This window comes from Dehalogenimonas sp. W, assembly GCF_037094495.1.
Classification (GTDB): Bacteria; Chloroflexota; Dehalococcoidia; order Dehalococcoidales; family Dehalococcoidaceae; genus Dehalogenimonas; species Dehalogenimonas loeffleri.
In genome coordinates this window covers 1,476,759-1,502,924 of record NZ_CP146612.1, presented here as the reverse complement: position 1 = coordinate 1,502,924, position 26,166 = coordinate 1,476,759, and the positions used below count along the sequence as shown (strand labels likewise).

The following is a 26,166-nucleotide window of genomic DNA, read 5'->3' as shown; positions in this document are numbered from 1 at the left end:
ATACGGATTTGAAATTCATTCGCAATTTGAGATTAGTCAATTCCAGTCTTAAGCTAGGATCACACCCTTGTAGTACCTCCATCTCCGGAGTACACTGACTGGTGATGAAGAAACGACTCCTGATCTTCTCAGTATCCGCCGTTGCAGTCCTGCTGGTTGGCATCTTAATCGCTTCACGCCCCGCCGCCGTCATTGAAGTAACCCAGTCGGACATGGAACAAGCGGCAGAGTCCCAGGACGGTCTGATAATTCGAGATGTTATCGTCTCCCAGGGCGACACATTTACTATAAAACTATACGCCGCCGGCAGTGCTGGAATGCGTTGGAGTGTTAGTTTCACCAATCCGGCAGTTGCCAGACAGGACGGTGCGCGGGAATTCACCGGGGGATTCATCTTCGGTGGTCGGGGCGGCGAGGAATGGACTTTTAAGGCGGTTGGAGTCGGTACCGCCGTGATCTCCATGTCATACGCCTCGGTAGGCGTCTTTGACACCCCACCGCCGGTTATCAATAGACTAAAGATCAACGTGACTGTGGAATAAACGGCATCGTCCATGCCCCCCACATCAAACTCAAACAGAAGAACGTTGCCATCTTGGTCGTGTCATACCGGGATCGTGCCGGGAAGCATTCAGACTGACACCTAAACACATCATTCTATCCGGCTGTTTCTAGTCGCCTTCCACCCAGAGCTGATACTTGACGATACATTTACCCGGTCAACATAGGCGCCTGTTTCGCGCCTGCCAACGATATATGTATTATACTCTTGACATTTTGTATAGTATAGGTTACTATTATGCTGATAATACAAATCGGAGGTGTGATATGGCCCCTTTACAAAAAAGAGCATTGTACAGCCTGATAACAGGAATCGTACTAGTCGTTGTCCTCGTTGTTATCTTGATTTCACAGGGAAGTGTTGACGCATTTGAGACAGATCTGAATATAAGACTGATCACCTATGCGATCTTTATCGGCATTCCATTGATCTACTTGATATTGGTGGACATTACACTAAGGAAAACAACGCAGATTGACGAAAGAGATATCCTGATTAAAGAAAGATCTCACCGCATTCAATGGGTTGCGACGATATTGACCATTGTGACCTGGACTATAGCCTTGACAGAAATCTATCAGGATCAAGGCCAGGTTCCCATCGTATTTTTGACCCTGATATTCATCTCAATATTGGTTATCACTCCGATCGCGCAATCGCTCGGTATTTTAATAGGCTACTGGGAAATGAACCGAAATGGGTAAAATAACCAATCGCATTCGGCGACTCCGTTTTGAACAAAGTGAAATGACTCAAGATGAGCTTGCTAAACGTGCCGGCTGTACCCGGCAAACTATTATTGCACTGGAGCAGGACAAATACGTGCCATCTATCGAACTGGCTTATAGGGTCGCCAAAGCCCTCGCCACCCCTATTGAAGCAGTATTTCTACATGAAGAGTGACGTACTACTTATTCCGAATACTGGCTTTCCCAACGTTTGACGTCTATTCAGTCCATCTTACTATTGTAGCGTTCCACTCTCCCGCTTAATAATAAAGATTCAACCAGCATGGGCAGGATAAACAACACGGAATAAACAACGGCTAACGGTGTAATTAGAACTTGACCGATGAAAAATCCTCCACCGTTGTCGGGTGAGAGTAAAACGTAGGTTATCGCCCAAAGTAAATAACCGATGATGAAACCGACACCCTGGATGGTTCGCCCCAGATAGAAATTGTGTGCCCCTGTCGGCCATAACAAGAATAACAACAAATAGGCCGTTTCCAGGCTTTTTTTGGATTTATTCATTGTATTGATACCATACCATAAGCTTCCCATTTCCATCTTATCACGACGTTTTATACCGCCCAAACCACCAGGTTCAACGAACTGTCATCACAGGCTTTATCATGTCACAACATGGTTAAAAAACGGGAGGGACATCTTTTTGGTCTATCTTGTCAATACAGCGAATTCTGTCTTTCGCTTAAATTTGGAAATGGGAACTTTTCAGGGAGGATGGCGTACTGCTGGCTTTCACCGCCATCGTCACCGAGATATCTCCGGGGCTATCAAGTATCGTTATGTTTTTTGTAGCAGCAGTTAAAACTGCTGGACAATTGTGCCGTAACAAAGCAGATTCCTCAACAGGTGGTTACCTGTCCAGACCGCTCATTACAATACCAGCATACTATCTCCGAAGCTGAAAAACCGATACTCTTCCGCCACCGCCGCCTCGTAAGCATCCTTCACCTTGTCCCACCCGGCAAAAGCCGCTGTCAGCATCAAAGGCGTACCGCACGGCAGGTGAAAGTTGGTTATCAACCTGTCTATCACCTTATATTCAAATCCTGGCAATATGAACAGCTCCACCCAGCCTTCAAACGGTTCCAACGGCAGTCCGGCGGTTTTCGCCGCCCACTCCAGTGTCCTCACCGCCGAAGTCCCCACGCCGTACACTCTGCCGCCATTGGCTTTGACCTCATTGATCGCCGCCGCCGTTTCCGCCGGCAGATAGGCAAATTCTTTATGGATCGGATGCCGGGCCGGGTCTTCTTCCTTGACCGGTCGGAAGGTATCCAGACCGATATGCAAGGTTACAAACAACAGTTTAATTCCTTTGGACTCAATGGATTTCAATAGTTCCGGCGTAAAGTGCAGTCCGGCAGTCGGTGCCGCCACGCTGCCCCTGATGCGTGAATAAACCGTCTGATAGCGTTCCGGCTCATCCAGGCGGTGATGGATGTACGGCGGCAAGGCTAATATGCCCAATTCTTCCAGACGTGCTTCATCGGAGAACCGGATATCTGCAATCCCCTCTTCGCTCTTGGACAACACCTCAAAATTAACCCCGCTGTCCCCTCCGGTTTGGTCATGCAGTTCAACTACCGTGCCGCCACCGAGTTTTTTAGCCGGCTTCAGCAAGGCCTGCCACTCATTCCGGGCTTTCCGAATCAGCAGAAGCGCTTCAACCCTGGCCCCGGTTTCCCGTTTATGCCCGTATAGCCGGGCCGGAATCACCCGGCTGTCATTGAAAACCAGAGCGTCTCCCGGCTCCAGATAGTCCATAATATCCGTAAACCGCTGATGCTCAATCCCCCCGGTATTGCGGTCAAGCACCAGCAAGCGGGAACTGTCGCGAGGTTCAATGGGTGTTTGGGCAATCAGGTTTTCCGGCAAATGATAATCAAAATCAGATGTTTTCAAAGCAAGCAATTATAACGGTTTTTGCAGTTCGTTGGTCAAACTTCCTGACATTTTAAGGCGCCCCTGTTTTTCGGCTGAAAAATATACTTTGGAAATGAGACATTTGCCACTTGCAGAATGCTTGGTAATATGCTATTATGTGTTCTGTATATTATTATATGTTTATTAGAGCTTTTGAATTTTTTGTACATTCTGCCGACCACCCGCCGCAACGGCGATTTTCCAGTCATAAAGGGGGATTCGTTGCCTTCGATTTCTATTTCACGACGAATACGCCAATCATTCTTAAGAACTTACCCCCATTGGCAGAGCGAATACCGGTTATGCTATCCTGAAATCATATGAAAATACTTCTCTCTAATGATGACGGAATTAATGCCGCCGGGCTTTGGGCGCTGGCAACCCATGTATCAGAGGTAGCCCCGGTAGCCGTGGTAGCCCCCGACCGGGAACAGAGCGCCACCGGCACCGCCATCACCCTGCGCCAGCCGTTGCGGGTGCGTAAGGCGGACTCACCGCTTAACGGCATGGAGTGCTTTGCGGTGGAGGGCATGCCTGGTGACGCCGTCATTCTGGCCTTGGAAAACCTGGTTACGGGTCCGGTGGATTTAGTCATCTCCGGTATCAATAATGGCCCCAACATGGGTGATGATGTCCTGATCTCGGGCACCGTTGGGGCCGCGCTTCAAGGTTACCTCCGAAACATTCCGACCGTGGCCATATCCACCGCCGGGGTAGACTCGGCCAACCTGGAAGTCCCGGCTCGGCTGGCCGCCATTATCGCCGCCGACATCCAGGCCGGCAAACTGCCGAAGGATATTTTTTTGAACGTAAATGTACCGGATTTGCCCCTGGGTAAACTCAAGGGCATTGAACTGACCGTACTGGCGCACAAGACCAATATAGACAGCGTCAAGGAAGGTCATGATGGACGCCGGGAGTTTTATTGGCTGGTACGCCGTCAACTGGATTTTGAAGCCGTTGAGGGCACTGATATCAAGGCTATTGAACGGAACTGTGTCTCAGTGACCGAACTACACGCCAATCTGTTCCGCAGGCCGATGATTACCGGGCTTGATGCTGTCTGTCAGGAATGGTTTATCAAACTCCGTCAGTAACCCGCTTTTCACAATCAGCCAGCCTGCTGAAACGTAATATTTCCCGCTCTGTACAAGATGCGGTATAATGTTGGCCTAAACAGTCCGCTTGTATCCCTCACCGGAACGAGACGGCAATAGCACAGGAGGAAAACCTTCGCCGCTTTTGCCGGGAAGGTTTTGGTATTTCTGTGACCACAAAAGACTTTAAAATCGGTTTTATCGGTGCCGGCAGAATGGGCACCGCTCTGGCCTTGAGTTTAAATCAAGCCGGCTATACGGTGGCGGGAATTACCAGCCGCAGTCCGGCTTCGGCTCGGTTATTGGCTGGCAAACTGGCCTCCGCCGCGGTGTATGAAAACCCCCGGTCAGTGGCTGAGTCAGCTGACCTGTTATTTATCACCACCCCTGACAGTGCCATTGCTGAGGTTGCCGATGCGCTTCACGTCCGACCGGGCCGGATGGTGTGTCACATCTCAGCGGCGACCCCTTTGGAGGCTCTGAACACACTGACGGCACAAGGCGCGGTCACAGGCGTCTTCCATCCCCTGCTCAGCGCCGGCTCCCGCGATACTACCGGCATTCCGTCAGGTATCAGCTTCGCCGTTGAAGCGTCTGAACCCCTGCGGTCTATCCTGTGCGCCATGGCCGCCAAATTAGACGGCAGGGTGATTGAGCTGTCTGCGGCGGACCGCGTCCTGTACCACGCTTCGGCCATTCTGGCTTCTAACTATCTGGTCACCCTGGTTGACCGTGCGGCTGCACTGTGGCAGGGTTTCGCCACCCGGGAACAGGCAGTGACAGCCCTTCTGCCGCTTATCCGTGGCACCATTGCCAACATTGAGACCATCGGGACTCCGGACTGTCTCACCGGCCCTATTTCGCGCGGTGACACCGGAACCGTTCAACAACATCTGGCGGCGCTGGCCGCCGCGGCGCCTGACATTCTGGATCTTTACCAGGTGATGGGACAGGCAACCATCCCCCTGGCCTTGAACCGGGGCGGTATCAACACCATTCAGGCCGCCGAACTCAAAGAACTGCTGGAGGCCCAATCGTGAGAACCATGTTAAACAGCAAAATACACCGGGCGCGGGTTACCCGCTGCGACTTGGAATATGAAGGCAGCATCACCATTGATCGCGACCTGCTCCAGGCAGCCAATATCCTGCCTAATGAACAGGTACAGGTGTTGAACCTTAATAACGGTGCCCGTTTCGCCACTTACGTCATTGAAGGTGAGGCCGGCAGCGGCGAAATCGGCCTGAACGGCGCCGCCGCCCGTTGCGCCTGTAAGGGCGACATGGTCATCATTTTAACTTACGTCCAGATCGCCGAAGAAAGCCTGACCGGTCACATGCCCACGCTGGTTTACGTTGACCGAAACAACCGTATTACCTCAGTTAAACACGCCATTGGAGCTATCTCCTTTTAGGAGGCATTTTATGAGAACCACCATTCAGCAGGTACAGCAATTCAAGGATAAAGGCGAGCACTTTTCAGTCCTGACCGCCTACGATTACGCCACCGCGCAAATAGTGGACCGGGCCGGCATTCCTCTCATTCTGGTGGGCGACTCGCTGGGCAACGTTGTCCTGGGTTATGAATCCACCATCCCGGTCACCATGGCTGAGATGCTCCATCACACCAAAGCCGTCGTCCGCGGGACCAAAAACGCTCTGGTCATCGCCGATATGCCGTTCATGACCTACCATATCACCGTTGAGGAAACCCTCAGAAATGCCGCCCGCTTCATTCAGGAAGCCGGGGCTCAGGCAGTCAAACTGGAGGGCGGCGTCACTGTTGCCGATAAGGTCCGCAAACTGGTTGATTGCGGCATTCCGGTCATGGGGCACATCGGTCTCACGCCGCAGTCGGTCAACCAACTCAGCGGCTATAAGGTCCAGGGACGCAGTCTGGAAGCCGCCAATAAACTGCTTGCCGATGCCCGGGCACTTGAGGCTGCCGGAGCCTTCGCCGTCGTGCTGGAAACCATGCCGTCGGCGCTGTCCGCTTTCATTACTTCAACGATAAGCATTCCGACCATCGGTATCGGCGCCGGTGCCGGCTGTGACGGCCAGGTACAGGTGATTTCCGACCTGCTGGGCCTTTTTACCGATTTTGTTCCCAAACATGCCGGCCGGTACGCTAATCTGGCGGAAGTTATCACTGAAGCCGTCAGCGCCTATAACAACGACGTAAAAATCGGCGCTTTCCCCACGGCTCAGCAAAGCTTTGACATGGATGATACGCTGATTGACGCCCTGCGGCAGGCTGATGATAATTCTTAAAACCATCGCCGAATTACGGCAATACCGGCGCGGCCTGACCGGCCTGGTCGGGCTGGTGCCGACGATGGGCTACCTCCATGAGGGCCACCTGTCTTTGGTTCGGGCCTCAGTCGCCGAATGCGCCCAAACGGTAGTCAGCATCTTTGTTAATCCCACCCAGTTCGGTCCCGGTGAGGACTTTAAGAGTTACCCCCGTGACACCGAGCGGGATCTGGCTTTACTGGCCGCCGCCGGCACCGATGCCGTATTCCTGCCTGAAGCCGGGGAAATGTACCCCCCGGGCACCGATACCGTCGTCGTCCCCGGCGAGATTGCGGGCAAACTGGAAGGCGCAGCCCGGCCCGGTCATTTCCAGGGCGTCGCCACCGTGGTGCTAAAATTGTTCAATCTGGTTCAACCGGATTACGCCTACTTCGGCCAGAAAGACGCCCAGCAGGTAGCCGTAATACAAAAAATGGTTGCCGACCTGAACATACCGGTGGGTGTCACCGTCATGCCGACCGTGCGGGAAAGCGACGGTCTGGCTATGAGCAGCCGTAATACCTACCTGAATCCGGCTGAACGGCAGGCAGCCCTGATACTGTACCGTTCGCTCCAGTTGGCGGCCGATCTGATTGCCGGCGGCGAAGCCGACACCGGCGTCATCAAAGGCCGCATGACCGACCTGATTGAGACCGTCCCGTCCGCAGCTATTGATTATGTCAGCCTGGCCGACGCAGACTCCCTGACTGAATTGGCCGTGGTTGCCCGTCCGGTGCTGATATCGCTGGCGGCCAGAATCGGTAAAACCCGGCTGATTGATAATATCATTCTGAAATAAACCGGCCGGCATTCATTGAGTATTGCCGGTAATCTGCCTATAATACATTCTGGTTTCATTGTTTGAGGCGACAGCGCTTGTGCCGCTAATCAGCGCCGTACGGATTATTATGAAAATTCCTCGCATCGTCATCGCCGGTACCTCATCAGGTGTCGGGAAAACCACCATCGCTACCGGCATCGCCTATGCCCTGAAGCGCCGGGCGCTTAAGGTTCAGCCCTTCAAATGCGGGCCGGACTATATTGACCCCGGCTATCTGAGCATCGCCGCCGGCCGAGACTGTCATAACCTTGACACCTGGATGCTGCCGGAAGACCACGTTAAAGAACTCTTCGCCTATTTTAACCGCACCAGCGATTTAGCCATTATTGAAGGTGTCATGGGTCTTTTTGACGGCCATCGGGCTTCGGCCGGCACCAGCTCAACCGCCCATATCGCCAAAGTCACCGATTCACCTGTTATCCTGATTCTGAACGTGGCTAAAATGGGGCAGAGCGCCGCCGCCCTGGCTTACGGCTTCGCTCATTATGACCCGGACGTCAAAATCGCCGGCATCATCCTCAATCAGGTCGGCAGCCCCAGTCATCTGGAAACCGTAAAAGGGGCCATTGAACAAAATTGCGGCATTCCCGTCATCGGCAGTCTGGCTAAAAATGCCGGGCTGACCCTGCCGGAACGCCACCTGGGCCTGGTGCCGGCGGTTGAGCGTAATGACAACTCCGGCTTTCTGGACCAACTTGGAGACCTTATTGAGAGCACCATTGACCTGGACCGCCTGATTGAAATCGCCGGACAAGCCCCGGAATTTTACCCGCCGGAAACTCCAGTACTTTTTCCGGCCGACCCGCAGCCGGTCCGCTGCCGCATGGCCGTCGCCAAAGATGAAGCTTTTAATTTTTACTACCAGGCTAATATTGAGCTGCTGCGTGCCTGGGGCGCTGAAATTACTTACTTCAGCCCGGTCGCCGACACCTCCCTGCCGGCAGGAACTGAAGGTGTTTATATTGGCGGCGGCTTCCCTGAGGTCTTCCTTAAAGAACTTGAAGACAACACGTCAATGAAAGAGTCCATCAAGGCAGCGGTGGCCGCCGGTTTGCCGGTTTATGCCGAATGCGGCGGTCTGATGTACCTGACGCAGGGAATCGTTGATTTTGAAGGCCAATCCCATGATATGATCGGCCTGCTGCCCGGTCTTTGCCGCATGCAGGGCAAATTACAGCGGCTGGGGTATACCGAAGCTGAGGTTCTCAAAGAATCACCGGTTGCTGAGCGTGGGCAACAACTTCGCGGACATATGTTTCATTGGTCTCACCTTGATACGCCGGATGAGAACTCAGCCGCCTACCATGTTGTTGAACCTAAAAAGCAATTGGAGGGCTTTGTCCTGGGCCCCGGTAACAATTTACTGGCCAGCTATCTTCATCTTCACTTCGGCAGCGATGCCCGGATGGCGAAGCATTTTGTTGACCGCTGCGCCCGGTCTTGAGCCGCTGTAAAAATAATTCCGTTATGACCAACGCGACAGATTATCCCTTCAAATCGCTGATCGGCCTGAATACCGAAGAGCTGCGGGGGGTGGCCGTTACCCTGGGTGAACCGGCCTTTCGCGGTAACCAGCTGGCCGAATGGCTGTACCGGCGAGGGGCTGCGGACTTTTCCGCCATGTCCAACCTGCCGGCATCCTTCCGGTTGAAACTGGCGAAGGAATATACTCCCGGCCGTTCCACGATAATCACCCGACAGCATAGTGCTGACGGCACTGTTAAACTGCTGCTGGAAATGGCTGATGGCGCCCAGGTGGAAACTGTCGGACTGCCCTATTCGGAACGCCGGTCCTGTTGTGTGTCCACACAGGCAGGATGTCCCGTTGGTTGTGCCTTTTGCGCCACCGGCCTTAGCGGATTCCAGCGAAATCTAAGTGCCGGGGAGATTGTTGACCAGGTTTTAGCGGTCAATACATCCTTCTCCGAATCTCCGGTAAACCCAAATCAGACCGTGGATCACGTTACCTTCATGGGTATGGGTGAGCCCTTGTTGAATTACGAAGCTGTCGTTAAAGCCCTGCGCCTGCTCAGCCAGGAAATGGGTATCAGCGCCCGACACCTGACCATCAGCACTATCGGGCACGTTGCCGGTATCCGGCGACTGGCACAGGAAGAATTACCGGTTACCCTCGCCGTTTCCCTGCATGCCGCGGACGACGATTTGCGCCGGCAGCTGATTCCCGGTTGGAAACACAATCTGGCAGAAATCATCAGCGCCGCTCAGGAATACCTGGTTGCTACCGGCCGCCGCCTGACGTTTGAATACTGTCTGCTGGCTGGTGTTAATGACCGCCCGGACGATGCTCTCCAACTGGCAAAACTGTTGAAGGGCTTGAATTGCCACGTCAATCTGATTCCTTTTAACCCCGTGGATGATATTCCCTTCAAATCTTCACCGGCGATTCACGTCAGGGCTTTTCAACACCTGTTGGAAAATCACGGCATCGCCGTCACGGCGCGTCTCCGCCGGGGCGCTGATATTGACGCCGCCTGCGGTCAGTTACGCCGCCGTCAGGCTTAAAAGCGGTTTCGTCGTCTCCTGTTTGCCAACGCATTTACCCTCAGTTACAATTACCCCCGGCTGAATAAATTTAACATTCTTGACGAGAGGTTGCCATGTCGGAAAAAGATGATCTCCAGGCCAAAGGCGAAATGTCAGTCAATGCCGCCAAAGAGGCGATGAAAGAGGCCAGTGACATCGCCCGCACCGCCCGCACCATTGTGGATAATGCCGAACGGCAGGCCCAGGAAGCCGTTAAGCAAGCGGATAAAGCGGTGAAAGCCGCCGGCGACGCCGCTCGTAATTATGCCAAAAACTACGACAAGGCTATCAGCCTGGCGGAAGAGGCCGCCCAAAAATCACAGGACGCGAACGAAAAAGGCTCTCGTGCTTTTGAAGAGGCCCTCCGCAAAGCCGAAAATGCCATTGCTGCCGCCGGGACCGGTGCTGACGAACTCAACCGCGCCTACCGGGATGCCTCTAAAAAAGCCGAAACCACGGTCAAAGAGTTAAAGGATGAAATAGCTGCCGCCAACCGGGAGGCGCAACAGGCTTTGAAGGAGGCTCAAGCAGCCGCGAAAACCATCGCCGAGGAATCATCGCGTGCCCTGGCTACGTCCAAAGAAGCTATGGCCGCGGCTGAAAATGCCCGGACTGACGCCCAAGAGAACGCCCAGGAAGCCACTGAGGCGGTTGCCAGAACCCAAGAAAAGGTTGCCAGCGTGATTGCCCAGGCACAACGAGATGTAGCATCTCTGGTTGCCGAGGCCCGCAAAAATACCGATACCATCGCTGAACAGACTCGCAGTTTTACCGATACCACCGTCACCAGGACCAAACAGGCGCTGGACGATGCCGCATCTGAAGCTGCCAAAGCTGTCGCCACCGCGGAACAGCAGGCGTCGGAGGCTGTGCAGCAGGCCGAGGCGATTGCCCGTCAGATTCATGAATCAGCCTCCTCCTACACCGCCGCTTACGATAAGGCGGTAAAAACCGCCAACGATGCGGCCGCTGAAGCCAAAGCTGCCGGAGAAAAGGCCGTCAGTATTTCCCAGCAGGCTGCCGAATTAGCCAAAACCGCCGGCGAGGCCGCCAAAGAAGCAGCAGAGCAGGCTTCCCGTTTATCGGTTGAGACTTCCAACAAGGCTATCAAAGCCGCTGAGACGGCATCCCAATCCAGCATTGAGGCCTCCCAGGCAGCTATCGCCAGAGCTGAAACAGCTACTGCCGCCGTCACCCAGGCTGCTGAAACCGCCAGGAATATGGCTGCTGATGCCGCCTCAAAGGCCGAACTGGCCGCGGCCGGTGTCGCCGGTGCGGAATTAGCTGCCACGGAGGCCAAAAAAGCTGCCGAAGTGGTAGAAGTTAAAACCCGGGATATTATCAAACGGGCCGAGACACTGGCCAAACAGACCGAAACCTCTATCGCTGGTTATTCCAAAAATTATGAAAAGGCCATCAAGACCGCCGAAGAAATCTCTTTGTCTGCTCAGGCAGCTGGGGAACGCGCCGCTGCGCTTTCTCAACAGGCTGTTCAACGGGCCGAAAGTGCCGGACATGAAGCCAGAGAAGCCTCGGAAAAGGCCACCAGAATGGCAATGGACGCCAGCGAGAATGCAGTCAAAAGCTCAGAACTGGCCAGTGAGAATTGCGTCAAACTGGCTGCCGAGGCTATCGCCAGGGCTGAAGAAGCCGGACGCTCTGCCCGGCAGGCCGCGGAAGCTGCGGGTAACAATGCCAGAGAAGCAGCCGCCAAAGCTGATGAAGCGGGCAAGGCTGCTGTCCAATCCGCCGAGGCCGCCCGTAAGACAGCCCAGGAAGCCATGGACCGGGTCTTCCGAATGACCGAAGATGCCAAACAGACGGTTTCTACCTGGATGGAAGAAACCAAATCACATATCCAGGCTATTGAGGAGCAAAGCCGAACGACCCGAGAGATGGCCGAAAATTCCGCCGCGGCTTCCCAGGCAACCATTGAACGTATGCAGGAACTCATTGAAGAGGCTAAACAAGCCAGTGAAGCTTCCACCAGGGCCGCCCGGGATGCTGTCAAAGCCGCTCGCCGCGCCGCCCAGGAGGCTGCCCGTTCCTGGATCAGCACTTTTCAGGAAATTGTCCAGAACGCGACGGATATCGGTAGCGGGACTAAATGGCTGATTGCTGAAACTGCTGATGAACTTAAAAAACCCGCCTCTGAAATAGCAGCCAAACCCCGTCGTCCGTCGCCACTGGCCGAACCCCAGCCGGAACCAGCTCCAACAGCAAAAGCAGCCCCCGAAGAGGAGGCGCCCCCGCCGCCGCGTGAGACCATGAAAAGCCGGATGGAGATGCTGGAGCAGATGTTTAAAGAGGCCAAAAATCTGCCGCCGGAACCCCCGGAAGACAAGTAGTAACCGTTGAAAAAACACTAAAAGGGGCTGGCGTTTAACGCCAGCCCCTTTTTATTGCCTGCGAAAACTACAAAAGTGAAGGAATATCCTTGAAGGAGTCTTCCACACCGCGGAAACCATACTCCAGACCGGACTGACGGCGACGGGAATTGTTAATATAGCTGATGGTCTTGCTGAAGTAATCCATCACCCGGCTGGAATTAACCAGTTCGGACAGCACCACGGTAACGTCAAGCGTCTTGTCGCCGCGCGGATAATCGCCGGTACGGATGGTGGCCTCAGTGGCCATCCCTTTCAGAGCGCCGGACATCTCATTGATCAGGTCCATGCTCATATCCGCCTGAGCGGCGGTCAGCAGATACAGACCCCGCTTGGCATCAGTCGGGTTGCACCGCAATGACAAGTCGGCCAGCGCAGCGTTTATCGCCTCAGCGCCTTTCCGGACTTCACTGCTTTGTTCCCGGAAATCAGCATTTCGGCTAAAACGCAGATTCGGCGTCTTGGCCTGTCCGAAGCCGATAACCGTCCAACCGGACAGCGTTTGAATGATATCACCACCGTCCATTACTTTAGAACCGATATACTTGGAATTCTTTTCTTCTCCGGCACATAATAAATTATAAAACGGTTTGACCATGTGATAGTTAATCTTATCCAGATTCGCTCTTAGTGAGTGGCTGGCTTTAATAAACCGCTGGTTGTCCACCAGGAATATCGCGTCGGCCACCAGATAGCAGGATTTCAGGCAGATACCGACATTGAAAACCGAGCGTTCCTCAGTCGCCTCTTCGTAGGCGAAGGGCAAAACCAGCATGTTATATACCGGCTTTTCCGGAAATCTTTCCTTAATCTGCTGAGACAGCACCGAAATGGAACCGGAACCGGTACCACCGGCGGCGCCGGCGATCAGCAGAAAGGCGTCGGTTTCCCCAAAATTAGGGGTGTTTTTGATTGCCTCAATCAGTTTATCGCCGTCGTCACGAGCAATTTCAGCTCCCATCTCGTTGATCTTACCAACACCGTGACCGGACGTCTTTTGAGAACCGATGAGAATCCGGTGCTGGTAATCAGCCCGGATATGCTCCAACCCGGAAAGATCGGCCACGTCCGAATTTACTGCGACCACATTGGTGGCGATATCCACACCCCGACGCACATGGGCAACCCGGTTTAATTTAGAAAACTGGTCGGCAATACGACCGCCGCACTGCCCGCAGCCCACAACCATTAATTTCATATTATTCCCTCGCCTTATTGAAGCTTTTTATTCGTGTATTGACGCGATTTTAACACAAACTGCGGAGCAGTGGAAACTGCTTCGGTGAGACTCATCACAAGCTGAATAATCCGGGTGATTGCAAAATCCGGCTCAGGTGTTATAATTTGCCAAAACTGGGGAATTGGCGGCCAATGTTTTCCACCGGCATTATTCAACAGGCATGGATCAGGTCTTCGGGTAGATGTGAGTGCGCTCGGGGCACCCACCAGCACTTCGGACGCTGTAATCGTCCGCTGGTCTGGGAACGGCGGGCTGAAAGTGGGCCCGGTGGCTGGGTCGCGGCCAGCAAGAGCGGTAAATTCACCAAGAGCGTTGATGATTGCGAAGTTATCTGCTGGTTTTGCAACAACTCCGGGTGATACCCCTTTCAACTTTTATTCCAATTCACGCGCGAGGCACTTTATGACCCTCTCTGTTGAATACTTTCTGTCCAGTCTTATCGCCACAGTTGCGGTTATTCAACTGGCCGCCATCAGAAGTGGTCTTCTCGGCTTGCTATTCAGTCAAAATCGGCTGTTCAATAGCATCACCTCCATCGTTGCTCTGGTAATACCGGCAGTGCTGTTTTTTACCTGGAATGCCCGGAATCCGACCGGAATTATTGAAGGCGCCCAACAGGCCGGACTATTCAGTCTGGCTGTTTTGTCAGCCGGGTCATTTACATTTATCATGTCGTCCCTGGTGAATCACCCTAAGTTCACTCCCCCGGTTGGCACCATAGTCAACGGGATTGAATCCCTAAAGCAGATGACCTTCTTCCAGGCGATCAGGATACGATATTGGAGAACCTGATTCATTTTGACCAGGCGGTGGTACAGGCCATCAATTCCCTGGTCGGATATATCCGAATTTTGGACGAATTGTTTAAGGGATTGGCTAATGATTATTTTCTGTTGATCAGCACCAACTTGGGATTGGTTTTTCTTTGGTTGTCCGCTTCTGAGCCACGGCAACGTCTGACCAACCAGAAACTGACTCTTCAAGCCATGGCTGCACTGGGTATCGGGACCGGACTGGTCAGTTTACTAAATCTGGTTATCTTCCGGCCCCGCCCTTTTGACGAGCTGCCGATAAACGTGTTGCTGTATCAACCGACTGACTCTTCTTTTCCGGCTAATTCAGCGGCTATTCTGTTCGCTGTTGCTGCTGCGGTCTGGTTAGGAAACCGCAAAGCAGGAAATTTCTTTTTCCTGATCGCAGGAGTACATTCATTCGCCAGAATATATGCCGGGATGTATTACCCTCTGGATATTATCAGTGGCGCCGGCATCGGCATTTTAGCTGCTCTGGCAACACGATGGCTTTTTCATTTGCTGTCATTTTTTATCAACTGGTTGTTAGCAGTGCTGCGGCAGGTCTTTCTGGTTTGAGATTTTGACTATTCTGACAAATCATACTACTTGCGCCTGCCAAGGTCGCATGTTATCATCAAACCGTGGTTGAGACGCTACCACCAACCCAAACGGAGGTCGTAAATGGGCATTGAATGGTATCGGGATCTGGTTATCATTATCGCCGGAGTCCTCATTATCTTAATCAGCTTTGTTGTCTTATTGTTGGTGATTTCTATTTATAAAAAAACCAACCGGATTTATGACCGTTCGCAAAACATCTTAAAATCCCTTGAGAACACCTCAGGCGCTATTGAAGGGTTTACCCAATACGCCACCAGGGAGCTGGTCAGACCAATAATTGAAATCGCCGCCTTGTTTCAGGGTCTCAAAACTGGATTTGATAGTTTTTTCAGAAGGAGAAAATAGATTATGAGCAACGATTCCGGCAACTTCGCATTAGGGTTGATTTTGGGCACCGCCATCGGCATTGGTATCGGATTGCTTTACGCTCCTCACCCGGGCGACGAAACCCGGGCTATCTTACGAGATAAAGCAGTTGAATTCGGTGACCGGGCTGATGAATTCGCAGACCGGGTTAAAGAGGGGGCGGCTATCGCCAAGAACAACCTGGAATCACGGCTCTCAGAAGCCGAATAATCCCGCCGCTGAAAAACCAGTCTCTCCCGGCGTCAGCGCCGGATATCGGAGAGACTGTGTTTTTTAACCCGTTCGCGGCCAAAAGGTAGCAGTATGCAATTGCAGCACATCATCAGCCGGCATTGGCGAATGATTGTTTTTCTGGTTGTCCTAAGTGTATTCTCCGTACTCATTTACAGCCTGAGAAGCGTATTGTTGCCGTTTATGCTGGGGCTGCTGGCGGCTTATATCCTCCACCCGCTAATCCTGTTGATGGAAAAACACATTTCCCTGCCCGGCCGATTAAATCGTTACCAGCGTCTTATCTTCGTGACCTTCGTTTTGCTTGTCCTGCTGGCCTTAATCATAGCGGTTGCCAGCTATATGCTGGCTACGTTGTTTAATACTGTAACCGAACTCTCTAACAATACTTCTCAGATTTTTACCGCGGTAACCAACTACTTTTCTAATCTTCTGGAAAGTATCCGGACCCAGTTCCCACCCGATGTTCAGGCCAGTATTGATGAATTTGTGGCAGATGCCGGCAAGGAAATCGCTAATGCCGCTCAAGGGTTTTTCTCCCGCAGCGTGACTGTTATCCCCACCACCATCGGTTTCATCTTTGGTTTCGCTGCCCTGCCGATGTTTCTATTTTACATGCTCAAAGACTGGGAGAAACTGCGCGATGCGATGTACCGTGGTTTGCCGGGGCTGGCGGCGGTACACACTCGGAATATTCTGAATATCATCTCGGGCGTATTAGGCCGTTACCTCAGAGCCCAAATACTTCTGGGCAGCATCGTCGGCAGTGTTACCTTTATCGGCCTTTTGCTATTAAACGTCAACTTTGGTCTGGCGCTGCTTCTGGCAATCGTCGCCGGATTATTTGAAATGGTGCCAACCATCGGTCCGTGGATTAGCGGGATTTTCGCGATATTCATTATCCTTGCCACCTATCCCGACCTGATTTTATGGGTAATAATACTATTTCTTCTTATTCAGGGCCTGGAGAACAACTTGCTGGTGCCTCGGGTTCAGGGACAGCTATTACATATTCATCCGGCTATCGCCCTGCTGCTCCTGGTACTCGGGGCGTATCTGGCGGGAATTTGGGGCGTTTTATTGGCAGTCCCACTGGCAGCAACATTAGTCAAAATTTTCCAGTACACCGATGACCTCGCCCGGATGGAAGACAACCGGCCCCTTTTACATTATGACAGCACAACTTTTGAGAAATAGAATCAACCGGATTAAAGATCGGTTTTTATCCGTCAGGCAGTTTCGTGTCATCGTCGGCACTATTGAAGCTCTCGGCCGTGACGATGCCTCACATCTGGCAGCCGGAGTGGCTTATTTTGCCGTTCTTTCGCTGTTTCCCCTGCTATTGGGATTCATATCCATCGCTGGTATTTTTCTGCCTTCGGAAACAGTTCAGCAAGCCATTTTTGAATTCATGGAACAGAACCTGCCTATCGCCTCAGAGGTTATCGTAGAAAATATTGACAGTATCATTGCTTCAAGGGGTGTCATCGGAGTCGTGAGTTTGCTGGCTTTGTTCTGGACAAGTTCCAACATGTTCACCGCCATCGCTGTAGCGCTGAATCGCAGTTGCGGCATATGCGAACGACACCCTTTTTACCTGAGAAAGCCAAGGGATATCGCTTTGTCTCTGAGTGCCGGGTTTCTATTCCTCTTTTCGGGGGTGCTACCTACGGTGATCAGCCTGATTCCGTCGGTCAAATTGCCCTTGTTCGGCGATACAGCCAGCCTTATCCTTACCCTGACAGGTGCCGGGTTGTCCTTACTGGTATTTCTGGTGCTTTACAGCTTCCTGCCCACCCACCGCAATCTTTGGCGTTTTATCTGGCCTGGCGCCTTGCTGGGCACACTATTATTTGAATTATTGCGATACGGATTTATTGTTTTTCTATCTAACTTCAGTAATTTCCAGCTCGTTTACGGAACAATCGGTTCCGCAATCGCATTAATGATGTGGATATATCTGTCAGCATTTATCCTGCTGATCGGCGCAGAATTCAACGGACAGCTGAAAAGATTAGCAGAAGGCACTTTGAACCTGGACGCAGATAAACCTATTTGATATTACGGCAACCGGCTTCGGTTACCTCATAGCCCCAAGTAATGGCACCCCGGGCACAGATGTACTCGCACTTACGGCAATCCAGACAATCACAACTGCGGTCATGGGTAATTCCGCTGTCCGTCAACATCAAACCGTCCCGATTACAGGCAGCCAGACAAAGCATGCATCCGTCACATCGGGCATTGTCAACAAAAATATACACCATCTTAGTAATGGTACCCGGACTTATGATAGATGTCTGTGATATATGTCATCGTCAGGCCGCCATTTTCTCCAGAACGTCCCGCTTCAATATAATGATATGTTGACGTTCAATTCTGAGTATTCCGTCATCTTCCATGCTCTTTAGTGCTCTGGCTACCACTTCGCGCGCGGTTCCAGCCATAGATGCCATATCACGTTGAGTGAGTTTAACCGAGCCTGAGTGGGGTAGCTGCTCCAGTAGTAATTTCGCCAGACGACCCGCTACCGGCCTAAAGGAGAGGTCAGACACCAGGTCACCTAACTCCCGGATTCGCTGGCCCAAAGCGCGGATAATATTCGCCGCCAACGCACCATAACTACAGGAACGGGATAACAACTCAGGACCGCTGAGCCGGTAAAGTATCACCGGGGTCAATGCCTGGGCGCCCGCCGGTGATAAACGTCCGTCAAAGGCCGCAACATCATTAAAGCTGTCACCTGGTCGGGCCAGGGAGAGAATTTGCTCCTTGCCATCCGCCGATGTTCCAAAAACTTTAACCGCCCCACTGGCAGTGAGGTAAAGGTAATGATTATCATCACCTTCAGTAAAGATAAAATGGTCCCGGTCAAAGTGCTCCTCACGCATCATCTCTTCAACGCGTAACAGGTTTTCCTCCGATAAGCCCGCAAAATACGGACTTTTCATCAACAGTTCCCGTCGTCCGATAACCGGTAGAGCAATCTTGTTCTTGGGAATAGTCGTATTTGACATTGCCATTGATTATAAGAGAGCTGAGGTTTGAGAGCAAACAGCGCGGAGAATTACCCAGGCCGGTCAGTGCCGCACCCTTACATGGACTTGACGTCGCACCTCGTCTCCATTAGCATTAAACCTCAATGAAGAACTCCAAACTACATCTCAGCATTATTATCCCGACATACAATGAAGTGGCTAACATCCACCCCCTTTTGGAACGCATTCATATCGCCTTGAAAAGCTACCCTTACGATGTTTTGATCGTTGACGACAATAGTCCTGACGGCACCGCGGCTGAAGTCGGCCGACTTGCCGCCGATTTCCCGGTAACTGTCGTGGTCCGAACCGACAAAAGAGGATTGGCTTCCGCCGTGGTTGATGGTTTTTCGCTAGCCCAGGGTCAACTGCTGGCGGTTATGGACGCCGACCTGCAGCACCCGCCGGAAGTCATGGCTGATTTGCTAACTGCCTGCCAAAATGGGGCAGACCTGACTATCGCAAGCCGATATATTCCGGGCGGCAGTGTCGGTAACTGGTCGGCGTTTCGACGTTTCATTTCCTCCGGAGCCGGCTGGTTGGCGCATTTGTTGTTGCCGCAGACCCGCTCCGTCAAGGACCCCATGAGCGGTTGCTTTCTGTTCCGCCGGGAAATACTCCAAGGTACCAGTCTTAGTCCAGTAGGTTATAAGATCCTACTGGAGATACTGTGTCTGTCCAATACCCAACAAATCAAGGAAGTGCCATACCGTTTTGAGAACCGGCGTGCCGGTCAGACCAAACTCTCATTACTGACCCAGGGTGACTATCTTCGCCACCTGTTCAGCCTGATGCGCCGTTCGGGGGAACATAAGCGGATTATTATATTTATTGCGGTCGGCGCCAGCGGCTCAATTGTCAATTTGTCCATCCTCGCTCTACTGACTGAAAACGGACTATTACCCTATCTGGCCTCGGGTGCGGTCGCCTTTGAAACTGCGGTTATCTGGAATTTTATACTGAATGACCGATTCACCTTCAAAGGCCGCGTCACAACTGGCTCAAATTATATCGGACGCCTGGCACGTTTCAACCTGGTCAGTCTGGGCGGGTTGGTTATCTACCTGGGGATACTGGGATTACTGACCGAAACTACCGGATTTCACTATATTATTTCGGCGGCAATCGGTATCATTGCTGCCTTTGGCTGGAACTTTCTGTCTAACAGCTGGTGGACCTGGCGCTAAATTAGCGGCAGATACATTTCACGAGTGTATTCCTTCATCATTCTGGCGGCTGCAAAATGCGGCAGTACGGTACTGACGGATTCCTTCACAACCGCCATCCACTTTAACGGAATATCCTCCAAATTTCGGTCATAATACTTCGGTACCACAAGTTCTTTAAGGACATACAAAAGAGCACCGGCATCCAGTGCGTCTTCTTCATCAACGCTTTCGGGCTTGGAGATATCTCCTATCGCCCAGCCGTTTTTCCCATTGAATCCTTCGTGCCACCAGCCATCCCGGACTGATAAATTCGGCACCCCGTTGACCGCAGCTTTCATCCCCGAGGTACCGGAAGCTTCCAACCAGCGCCGGGGGCTATTTAACCAGACATCTACGCCCTGAACCAGATAATGGGCCAGGTGAAGATCATAATCTTCAACGAAACAGAGGCGTCCTTCAAAATCATTCTCTTTGGCTTGAGTATAAACCCGATGTATCAATTCCTTGGCCATGGAGTCCGCTGGATGAGATTTGCCGGCAAAAATAAATTGGACCGGGCGCTGGGAATCACGAATCAACTCCTTGAGCTGTTCAAGATCACGAAACAACAAGGTCGGTCGCTTATATTCAACGAAACGCCTGACGAAACCAACCGTAAGTACCTCCGGATCCAGCATAGCCCCCATGGCTGCCAGTCTGGGGGCGGAATCAACACCGGCCTTCCAATCGCGACGCACCCTTTCCCGGATATAATGCAGTAATCTTTGTTTACGCCCTTGATGCGTATGCCACAATTCTTCATCAGGTATCAACGGAACCCGCGACTCCCATAACCCTGCGTCATCCTGTCGCCGATACCATTCCTTATCAACATATTCCTCATATAGACGGGCGATCTCAGGTGCCACCCAGGTGGGGATATGCACCCCATTGGTAATATGCCTGATTGGTACTTCAGCTGCGGTCCGACCCGGATACAGGCTTCGCCACATGTTTCGGCTGACTTCGCCGTGAACCTGACTGACACCATTCGCGCTGGCTGCCAATTTTAATCCCAGCACAGTCATGTTGAAATCCTGTCCGCCGGGAACCTGTCCCAATGATATTAATTCTTCGCGGGTTATTCCGAGTTTATTCCACAACCATGAGAAGTAGCGATCAATCAAGCCAAGTTCAAAAACATCATGCCCGGCAGGAACAGGCGTATGAGTCGTAAACACCGAGCACCGCCGCACCAACTCTTCGGCTTCAATCCTGGAGTGCCCCGCTGTCATATATTCTTTCAACCGCGCAATCAGTAAAAAGGCTGTATGGCCTTCGTTACAGTGCCATACAGCAGGTTCAATCCCCAATGCCCGCAACAGCATGACACCGCCGAAACCCAACAGATATTCCTGCTGCAAGCGCATCTCTTTACCCGGGCTGTAAAGCCGGGCTGAAAGTCCCCGGTCCTCCAAATCATTTTCCGGCACATTGGTATCCAGAAGATAAAGCTTACTGCTGCCCGCCAGTACCTGCCAGGCAGCCACATAAACCTGCCTATCGCCGACCGAAAGATTCAACAATAAACGCTGGCCGTCCGCCGTACAAACACGGCTGATTGGGGCACGTTCAAAATCAAGCAAAAGATAATCTTCGGTCTGCCACCCGTCTTCACTGATACGTTGATGAAAATAGCCTTCGGGATACATGAATCCCACTCCGACAAAGGGGATTCCCAGATCTGAAGCTTCTTTGCAGGTGTCCCCCGCCAGAACGCCCAACCCTCCGGCGTAGATCGGCAAAGAGTTATGAACTGCGAACTCCATGGAAAAATAGGCCACCGGCCTGCTCAATGATGTTTTGGCTTCCCGGGCTAACCAGGCATCGCTGCCGCTGATTTCAGCCCCGAATGATGCAATTACGTCATCGTAAATTTCTAAAAACTCAGGATCTGTGGCCAAAATTTCCAGCCGTCCCGGATTTATATCATACAGCATTTTTACTGGATTATGACCCGTTACCTGCCACAACCGCCGGTCAATTTTATTAAACATATCCCTTGCGTCACGATGCCAGCTCCACCACAAATTGGCTGATAAATCAGCCAATTGATTAATTCTAACAGGCAACTTTGATTTAAGATGTTGAACTTCCAATTCTAAACGCCTCCCCGGCAACCAGACCGAACCTAACAGCCTACCATTATATCGGCTGCCGATGGCAAGTCAAGTAAGCAACAAGTATAATTATTTTATTAAATATCGGTAAGAGACAGCTATGAAATCAGAGGCTCATGGACAATAACACCAGTCATTCAAGTTCATTGGACAACGGTATCACTTCACTGGCTAACGAATGCGGCATCCTGCCCGGTTATTTGGATATGACGGGACAGACCGTTGTTCCCAGTGCGGATTCCGTGCTGGCGCTGGCCCGGTCAATGGACGTGCAAGTAAACGATATTTCCGAAGCCTCAGGAGCAGCCGAAAAACTTAAGGAAAATCGCTGCCGGAGAGTGATTGAGCCGGTACTCACCGCCTGGTCTGGGCAACTGAATTTCCTTACGGTAAAAACAACCTCAGTTGAAGGCTCCATAAATGCCTGTTTAACATTGGAAAACGGTGAAGTCAGACGTTACGTTTGGAACGACGTCAATCAGTTCTGCAAATCATCAGGCCAATCCGCGGATTATCTTAAGCTTGAGTTGCCTTTCACGGAGGTATTACCGTGGGGCTATCACCAAATGTGCCTTGACATTGGAGGCACGAATACGGCCAGTCTGATCATTTCAGCTCCTTTCGACGCCTTCACTTATAACGAAACCCAAAAACCCTGGGGATTGTTTTGTCCATTATATGCATTGCGTTCCAGTATAAATTGGGGCATTGGCGACCTCGGTGATTTACGCCGTCTGACCCGGTTCTGTTCAGACTTAGGAGGCGAAATAATCGCGCTCTTGCCGTTGTTACCGGTATTCCTTAGAGAACACTTTAATCCCAGCCCCTATTCACCGGTAAGCCGTGAATTCTGGAATGAGCTATATATTGAGCCTGCAATAATCCCTGAATTATCCGACTGCCCGGAAGCGGTATCATTATTACACTCCGTTGATTTTCAACAAAAGCTGAGTTATTCAAGAAGCACCAAAACCGTCGATTACCACCTGGTCGGTGAACTCAAGCGATCATTGCTGGAAATACTCGCAGAAGATTTTTTTCACCTGCGTCCGGAACCTCGCTGGACACAATTCACAGACCACGTTGCTGCCAATCCCGATATGGAGCTCTACGCCCGCTTCCGCGCTTTCTCAGAAGAACACCGCACTCCGTGGCCGGATTGGCCCCAAAGACAGCAATCAGGCTTAATTGAGGAAACAGATTGCTGCCCCGAAACACTGAATTATTACCGCTACAGCCAGTTTGTTATTCAAACTCAACTGGCAGACACCATTACGACAATTCACCAGACGGGTCAGGCGCTATATCTTGACCTGCCGTTAGGAGTCCATCCGGATGGATTTGATGCCTGGCGGGATCAAACAGAGTACCTACCGAACGTATCGGTTGGCGCACCCCCCGATCCGGCTTTCCCCAGCGGACAGGACTGGGGATTCAAACCACCTCACCCGATTCGGCAACGGGAAAACGGCTACCGTTCTTTTATCAAAGCTTTGCGCCACCATCTGAAATTTTCCGGCGCTTTGAGACTTGACCACATCATGGGTTTGCATCGGCTGTTTTGTATCCCATCAGGTAAAGCACCTTCGGAAGGAGTGTATCTTAGATATAATGCCGAAGAGATTTATGCTATTCTGTGTTTGGAGAGTCGGCGGCACAATACCGTTATAATCGGCGAAGATTTAGGCTTGGTGCCGCCCGAGGTCAGACCGATGATGGACCATCACCGCATTCACCGGAGTTATATCGCCCAGTATGAAATAGTCGGAGGCGCCGAAAACACTGTTCCGGCCTCGCCGCGATTTTCGGCAGCCGCTTTGAACACCCATGATCTGCCTCCATTTGCGGCCTTTTGGAATTCAGAAGATATACCGGAACGTTTGGCACTCGGCGTCCTGACACCAGAACGAGCTGAAGTTGAAACAGCCCTTCGTCTCAACGGCAAAAACAGACTCCTAAAGGAGCTTGCAGCCAGTGGTTTGGCGACTGACCTGGAGGGAGTGCCGGCGGGTCGTATCGGCAAAGCGGTTATGGAAATATTAGCTCAAAGCCCCGCGCCGTTGCTCCTGATTAACCTGGCCGATCTCTGGGACGAGCATCAATCCCAAAATATCCCGGGTACCACCGACCAGCGGGCTAATTGGAGAATTAAAACCGCCCTCTCCCTGGAAAAGTTGGAACAAAATGCCGGTATCAGAAGTTTCCTGATGAAAATAAACGAAATGCGGAAGTCTAACTAAATGCCTCACAAGCATAGCCTGGTTTATTATGATTTTACTCTGTTGAGTGACACCGACCTTCATCTCTTCAATGAAGGAACCCATTATCAACTTTACAACAAATTGGGCGCCCACACGACGGTAAGACTTGGCGAACCAGGATGTTTTTTTGCCGTCTGGGCGCCAGATGCCACTGAAGTCTCGGTCATCGGCGATTTCAACCAATGGAACCCTGATAGCCATCGGCTGCAACCACGGGGCGATTCCGGTATCTGGGAAGGTTTCATTCCGGCAGCTGCCGGCACCCTTTATAAGTACCAGATTACTTCCCGCCATAACAAACTCCCCCTTATCAAAGCCGACCCTGTGGCCTTCGCCGCTGAATCACCGCCCGGAACCGCGTCCCGAGTCTGGGATTTTGGTTATCAATGGCAAGACCATGATTGGATGAGTTGCCGCGGCACCAAAAACGGATTGAATTCCCCGATCAGCATCTACGAGGTCCACCTGGGTTCCTGGCGTCGCCGACAAGACGGCAGCTTCCTCAGTTATAGAGAAATAGGGCCGCTACTCACAGATTATGTTAAATCAAATAATTTCAGTCATGTAGAATTTATGCCGTTGATGGAGCACCCTTTCTATGGTTCATGGGGCTACCAGATCAGCGGCTATTTTGCGCCTACCGCCCGTTACGGTAATCCTGATGATTTGATGTATCTGATTGACTATCTGCACCGCAGTGGTGTCGGCGTGATTCTGGATTGGGTTCCATCTCATTTTCCAAATGATAGCCACGGATTAGCTGGTTTTGACGGTACCCATCTTTATGAGCACGCCGACCGACGTCAGGGTTTCCACCCGGAATGGAAATCCTGTATTTTTAATTACGGCCGTCACGAGGTCCAGGCGTTTCTAATCTCCAATGCCCTGTTCTGGCTGGATATCTATCACGCGGACGGACTGCGGGTCGACGGAGTAGCCTCCATGCTATATCTGGACTATGCCCGCCAACCCAGCCAGTGGGAGCCCAATAAATACGGCGGTCGGGAGAACCTGGCGGCGGTGGATTTCATAAAAAAGTTAAATACTGAGATTTATCGTCGTTTCCCGGATACTCACAGTATCGCCGAAGAATCCACCGCCTGGCCGATGGTTTCTCGTCCGGTACACCTGGGTGGATTGGGCTTTGGATTCAAATGGGACATGGGTTGGATGCACGATACGCTCAGTTATTTTAACCAGGACCCGATTAACCGCGGGTATCATCATGGTAAGTTGACCTTCCGTGGGCTGTATGCCTTCAGCGAAAACTACGTCCTGCCCCTCTCACACGATGAAGTTGTCCACGGAAAAGCATCCCTGCTGGCAAAAATGCCGGGAGATGATTGGCAAAAATTTGCCAATCTGCGATTGTTATTTACTTACATGTTCGCCGCCCCAGGCAAGAAATTGTTATTCATGGGCGGCGAATTCGGGCAATGGCACGAGTGGCAACACGATGAAGAGCTGAATTGGGGTCTCCTGGATTTTGCCCGGCATCATCAGCTGCTCAAACTGGTTGCCGAATTAAACCGCCTGTATTCCGAGTACCCAGCCCTTTATCAGCTGGATACGGCACCCGAAGGCTTTAAGTGGCTGGTTCCTGACGACTCCGTTTCCAGTGTCATCATCTTCATGCGCCTGGGCCAAGCCTCAGAGAATCCATTAATCGTCGCTCTAAACATGACTCCGGTAACCCGCCAGGGTTATCGGGCAACGTTGCCGGAGGCGGGTCGCTGGCAAGTCATCTTTTCCAGCGACGCTGTCTGCTACGGAGGTTCAGGAATGCCGGTTCCAGAAATATTTAATACCTTCCCTGAACATGAAACCCAGATTCTTTCCCTTGATTTACCGCCCTTGGGAGGCCTTATACTGGCCCCGGTAACATCGGATTGA

Annotated in this window: 27 protein-coding genes; 20 read left to right on the top strand and 7 right to left on the bottom strand. The window is 52.0% G+C overall.

Going from position 1 to position 26,166, the window contains the following annotated elements; translation table 11 throughout:
• Positions 1-104: 104 nt before the first annotated feature.
• From V8247_RS07810 to V8247_RS07800, 3 genes are all read left to right on the top strand, one after another.
• Positions 105-542 (top strand): protease inhibitor I42 family protein, encoded by a 438-nt coding sequence (locus V8247_RS07810; RefSeq protein ID WP_338737297.1) that lies wholly within the window; start codon positions 105-107, stop codon positions 540-542.
• Positions 543-828: 286 nt separating this feature from the next.
• Positions 829-1,266, top strand: coding sequence for a hypothetical protein (locus V8247_RS07805; RefSeq protein WP_338737296.1), 438 nt, complete (start codon positions 829-831; stop codon positions 1,264-1,266).
• Complete coding sequence (locus V8247_RS07800; RefSeq protein ID WP_338737295.1) at positions 1,259-1,465, top strand: helix-turn-helix transcriptional regulator; 207 nt, start codon at positions 1,259-1,261, stop codon at positions 1,463-1,465. The genes V8247_RS07805 and V8247_RS07800 overlap by 8 nt, the downstream gene beginning before the upstream one ends.
• Positions 1,466-1,512: 47 nt before the next feature.
• Here the strand turns inward: V8247_RS07800 and V8247_RS07795 are convergent, their stop codons facing one another.
• Together V8247_RS07795 and queA are read right to left on the bottom strand one after the other, a co-directional pair.
• Positions 1,513-1,815, bottom strand: a complete 303-nt coding sequence (locus V8247_RS07795; protein ID WP_338737294.1) for a hypothetical protein — start codon at positions 1,813-1,815, stop codon at positions 1,513-1,515.
• 366 nt (positions 1,816-2,181) lie between these two features.
• Entirely contained in the window at positions 2,182-3,213 is a 1,032-nt protein-coding gene (queA, locus tag V8247_RS07790) for a tRNA preQ1(34) S-adenosylmethionine ribosyltransferase-isomerase QueA (protein ID WP_338737293.1), read from the bottom strand.
• A 341-nt stretch (positions 3,214-3,554) separates the two neighbouring features.
• Between queA and surE the strand changes: the two genes are divergently transcribed.
• The 8 genes from surE (at position 3,555) to V8247_RS07750 (ending at position 12,355) form a co-directional block, all read left to right on the top strand.
• Complete coding sequence (surE, locus tag V8247_RS07785) at positions 3,555-4,331, top strand: 5'/3'-nucleotidase SurE (protein ID WP_338737292.1); 777 nt, start codon at positions 3,555-3,557, stop codon at positions 4,329-4,331.
• Between the two features lie 170 nt (positions 4,332-4,501).
• Positions 4,502-5,371: a Rossmann-like and DUF2520 domain-containing protein gene (locus V8247_RS07780; RefSeq protein ID WP_338737291.1), complete on the top strand. Its 870-nt coding sequence runs from the start codon at positions 4,502-4,504 to the stop codon at positions 5,369-5,371.
• Positions 5,368-5,745, top strand: a complete 378-nt coding sequence (gene panD / locus V8247_RS07775; RefSeq protein WP_338737290.1) for an aspartate 1-decarboxylase — start codon at positions 5,368-5,370, stop codon at positions 5,743-5,745. The genes V8247_RS07780 and panD overlap by 4 nt, the downstream gene beginning before the upstream one ends.
• Before the next feature lie 10 nt (positions 5,746-5,755).
• Positions 5,756-6,601, top strand: a complete 846-nt coding sequence (panB, locus tag V8247_RS07770; protein ID WP_338737289.1) for a 3-methyl-2-oxobutanoate hydroxymethyltransferase — start codon at positions 5,756-5,758, stop codon at positions 6,599-6,601.
• Positions 6,588-7,421 carry a pantoate--beta-alanine ligase gene (gene panC / locus V8247_RS07765; RefSeq protein ID WP_338737288.1) on the top strand — a complete coding sequence of 278 codons (834 nt, stop codon included), beginning with the start codon at positions 6,588-6,590 and terminating at the stop codon, positions 7,419-7,421. The genes panB and panC overlap by 14 nt, the downstream gene beginning before the upstream one ends.
• Positions 7,422-7,530: 109 nt before the next feature.
• Complete coding sequence (locus V8247_RS07760) at positions 7,531-8,907, top strand: cobyrinate a,c-diamide synthase (protein WP_338737287.1); 1,377 nt, start codon at positions 7,531-7,533, stop codon at positions 8,905-8,907.
• A gap of 23 nt (positions 8,908-8,930) precedes the next feature.
• Positions 8,931-9,986 carry a 23S rRNA (adenine(2503)-C(2))-methyltransferase RlmN gene (rlmN, locus tag V8247_RS07755; RefSeq protein ID WP_338737286.1) on the top strand — a complete coding sequence of 352 codons (1,056 nt, stop codon included), beginning with the start codon at positions 8,931-8,933 and terminating at the stop codon, positions 9,984-9,986.
• Positions 9,987-10,081: 95 nt separating this feature from the next.
• Positions 10,082-12,355 (top strand): hypothetical protein, encoded by a 2,274-nt coding sequence (locus V8247_RS07750; RefSeq protein ID WP_338737285.1) that lies wholly within the window; start codon positions 10,082-10,084, stop codon positions 12,353-12,355.
• 67 nt (positions 12,356-12,422) lie between these two features.
• Here V8247_RS07750 and V8247_RS07745 read toward each other — a convergent pair whose 3' ends face one another.
• The gene (locus V8247_RS07745) at positions 12,423-13,592 is read right to left on the bottom strand and encodes a tubulin/FtsZ family protein (protein ID WP_338737284.1); all 1,170 of its coding nucleotides are present in this window, start codon (positions 13,590-13,592) and stop codon (positions 12,423-12,425) included.
• Positions 13,593-13,606: 14 nt separating this feature from the next.
• The gene (locus V8247_RS07740) at positions 13,607-14,005 is read right to left on the bottom strand and encodes a hypothetical protein (protein WP_338737283.1); all 399 of its coding nucleotides are present in this window, start codon (positions 14,003-14,005) and stop codon (positions 13,607-13,609) included.
• A 31-nt stretch (positions 14,006-14,036) separates the two neighbouring features.
• Between V8247_RS07740 and V8247_RS07735 the strand changes: the two genes are divergently transcribed.
• The 6 genes from V8247_RS07735 to V8247_RS07710 all read left to right on the top strand — a co-directional run bounded on the left by V8247_RS07735 (position 14,037) and on the right by V8247_RS07710 (position 17,705).
• A complete protein-coding gene (locus V8247_RS07735; protein WP_338737282.1) occupies positions 14,037-14,426 on the top strand; it encodes a hypothetical protein in 390 nt (129 codons plus the stop codon).
• A complete protein-coding gene (locus tag V8247_RS07730; protein ID WP_338737281.1) occupies positions 14,414-15,004 on the top strand; it encodes a phosphatase PAP2 family protein in 591 nt (196 codons plus the stop codon). Before V8247_RS07735 ends, V8247_RS07730 begins: the two co-directional genes overlap by 13 nt.
• 105 nt (positions 15,005-15,109) lie before the next feature.
• On the top strand, positions 15,110-15,394 hold the full coding sequence (locus V8247_RS07725; RefSeq protein WP_338737280.1) for a hypothetical protein: 285 nt from the start codon (positions 15,110-15,112) through the stop codon (positions 15,392-15,394).
• A gap of 3 nt (positions 15,395-15,397) precedes the next feature.
• On the top strand, positions 15,398-15,625 hold the full coding sequence (locus V8247_RS07720; protein ID WP_338737279.1) for a YtxH domain-containing protein: 228 nt from the start codon (positions 15,398-15,400) through the stop codon (positions 15,623-15,625).
• A 93-nt stretch (positions 15,626-15,718) separates the two neighbouring features.
• Positions 15,719-16,843 (top strand): AI-2E family transporter, encoded by a 1,125-nt coding sequence (locus V8247_RS07715; RefSeq protein ID WP_338737278.1) that lies wholly within the window; start codon positions 15,719-15,721, stop codon positions 16,841-16,843.
• A complete protein-coding gene (locus tag V8247_RS07710; RefSeq protein WP_338737277.1) occupies positions 16,833-17,705 on the top strand; it encodes a YihY/virulence factor BrkB family protein in 873 nt (290 codons plus the stop codon). Before V8247_RS07715 ends, V8247_RS07710 begins: the two co-directional genes overlap by 11 nt.
• Here the strand turns inward: V8247_RS07710 and V8247_RS07705 are convergent.
• Positions 17,698-17,913 (bottom strand): ferredoxin, encoded by a 216-nt coding sequence (locus V8247_RS07705; protein ID WP_338737276.1) that lies wholly within the window; start codon positions 17,911-17,913, stop codon positions 17,698-17,700. The two genes, V8247_RS07710 and V8247_RS07705, sit on opposite strands and share 8 nt — an antisense overlap.
• 51 nt (positions 17,914-17,964) lie before the next feature.
• Positions 17,965-18,663: a Crp/Fnr family transcriptional regulator gene (locus tag V8247_RS07700; protein WP_338737275.1), complete on the bottom strand. Its 699-nt coding sequence runs from the start codon at positions 18,661-18,663 to the stop codon at positions 17,965-17,967.
• Positions 18,664-18,788: 125 nt separating this feature from the next.
• Here V8247_RS07700 and V8247_RS07695 point away from each other — a divergent pair, with 125 nt between their 5' ends.
• Entirely contained in the window at positions 18,789-19,871 is a 1,083-nt protein-coding gene (locus V8247_RS07695) for a glycosyltransferase family 2 protein (RefSeq protein WP_338737274.1), read from the top strand.
• Here V8247_RS07695 and glgP read toward each other — a convergent pair.
• Positions 19,868-21,964 (bottom strand): alpha-glucan family phosphorylase, encoded by a 2,097-nt coding sequence (glgP, locus tag V8247_RS07690; protein ID WP_338739352.1) that lies wholly within the window; start codon positions 21,962-21,964, stop codon positions 19,868-19,870. The genes V8247_RS07695 and glgP overlap by 4 nt on opposite strands.
• Before the next feature lie 164 nt (positions 21,965-22,128).
• Here glgP and malQ point away from each other — a divergent pair, with 164 nt between their 5' ends.
• Together malQ and glgB are read left to right on the top strand one after the other, a co-directional pair.
• Positions 22,129-24,252, top strand: coding sequence for a 4-alpha-glucanotransferase (malQ, locus tag V8247_RS07685; RefSeq protein WP_338737273.1), 2,124 nt, complete (start codon positions 22,129-22,131; stop codon positions 24,250-24,252).
• Positions 24,253-26,166 (top strand): 1,4-alpha-glucan branching protein GlgB, encoded by a 1,914-nt coding sequence (gene glgB, locus V8247_RS07680; protein ID WP_338737272.1) that lies wholly within the window; start codon positions 24,253-24,255, stop codon positions 26,164-26,166. It begins immediately after the preceding gene.

Excerpts from the sequence above, each read along its gene's own strand:
- V8247_RS07810 (WP_338737297.1), top strand. The coding sequence starts at position 105 with ATGAAGAAACGACTCCTGATCTTCTCAGTATCCGCCGTTGCAGTCCTG.
- V8247_RS07805 (WP_338737296.1), top strand. The coding sequence starts at position 829 with ATGGCCCCTTTACAAAAAAGAGCATTGTACAGCCTGATAACAGGAATC.
- V8247_RS07800 (WP_338737295.1), top strand. The coding sequence starts at position 1,259 with ATGGGTAAAATAACCAATCGCATTCGGCGACTCCGTTTTGAACAAAGT.
- V8247_RS07795 (WP_338737294.1), bottom strand. The coding sequence starts at position 1,815 with ATGAATAAATCCAAAAAAAGCCTGGAAACGGCCTATTTGTTGTTATTC.
- surE (WP_338737292.1), top strand. The coding sequence starts at position 3,555 with ATGAAAATACTTCTCTCTAATGATGACGGAATTAATGCCGCCGGGCTT.
- panB (WP_338737289.1), top strand. The coding sequence starts at position 5,756 with ATGAGAACCACCATTCAGCAGGTACAGCAATTCAAGGATAAAGGCGAG.
- panC (WP_338737288.1), top strand. The coding sequence starts at position 6,588 with ATGATAATTCTTAAAACCATCGCCGAATTACGGCAATACCGGCGCGGC.
- V8247_RS07760 (WP_338737287.1), top strand. The coding sequence starts at position 7,531 with ATGAAAATTCCTCGCATCGTCATCGCCGGTACCTCATCAGGTGTCGGG.
- rlmN (WP_338737286.1), top strand. The coding sequence starts at position 8,931 with ATGACCAACGCGACAGATTATCCCTTCAAATCGCTGATCGGCCTGAAT.
- V8247_RS07750 (WP_338737285.1), top strand. The coding sequence starts at position 10,082 with ATGTCGGAAAAAGATGATCTCCAGGCCAAAGGCGAAATGTCAGTCAAT.
- V8247_RS07745 (WP_338737284.1), bottom strand. The coding sequence starts at position 13,592 with ATGAAATTAATGGTTGTGGGCTGCGGGCAGTGCGGCGGTCGTATTGCC.
- V8247_RS07735 (WP_338737282.1), top strand. The coding sequence starts at position 14,037 with ATGACCCTCTCTGTTGAATACTTTCTGTCCAGTCTTATCGCCACAGTT.
- V8247_RS07725 (WP_338737280.1), top strand. The coding sequence starts at position 15,110 with ATGGGCATTGAATGGTATCGGGATCTGGTTATCATTATCGCCGGAGTC.
- V8247_RS07720 (WP_338737279.1), top strand. The coding sequence starts at position 15,398 with ATGAGCAACGATTCCGGCAACTTCGCATTAGGGTTGATTTTGGGCACC.
- V8247_RS07715 (WP_338737278.1), top strand. The coding sequence starts at position 15,719 with ATGCAATTGCAGCACATCATCAGCCGGCATTGGCGAATGATTGTTTTT.
- V8247_RS07705 (WP_338737276.1), bottom strand. The coding sequence starts at position 17,913 with ATGGTGTATATTTTTGTTGACAATGCCCGATGTGACGGATGCATGCTT.
- V8247_RS07700 (WP_338737275.1), bottom strand. The coding sequence starts at position 18,663 with ATGTCAAATACGACTATTCCCAAGAACAAGATTGCTCTACCGGTTATC.
- V8247_RS07695 (WP_338737274.1), top strand. The coding sequence starts at position 18,789 with ATGAAGAACTCCAAACTACATCTCAGCATTATTATCCCGACATACAAT.
- malQ (WP_338737273.1), top strand. The coding sequence starts at position 22,129 with ATGGACAATAACACCAGTCATTCAAGTTCATTGGACAACGGTATCACT.
- glgB (WP_338737272.1), top strand. The coding sequence starts at position 24,253 with ATGCCTCACAAGCATAGCCTGGTTTATTATGATTTTACTCTGTTGAGT.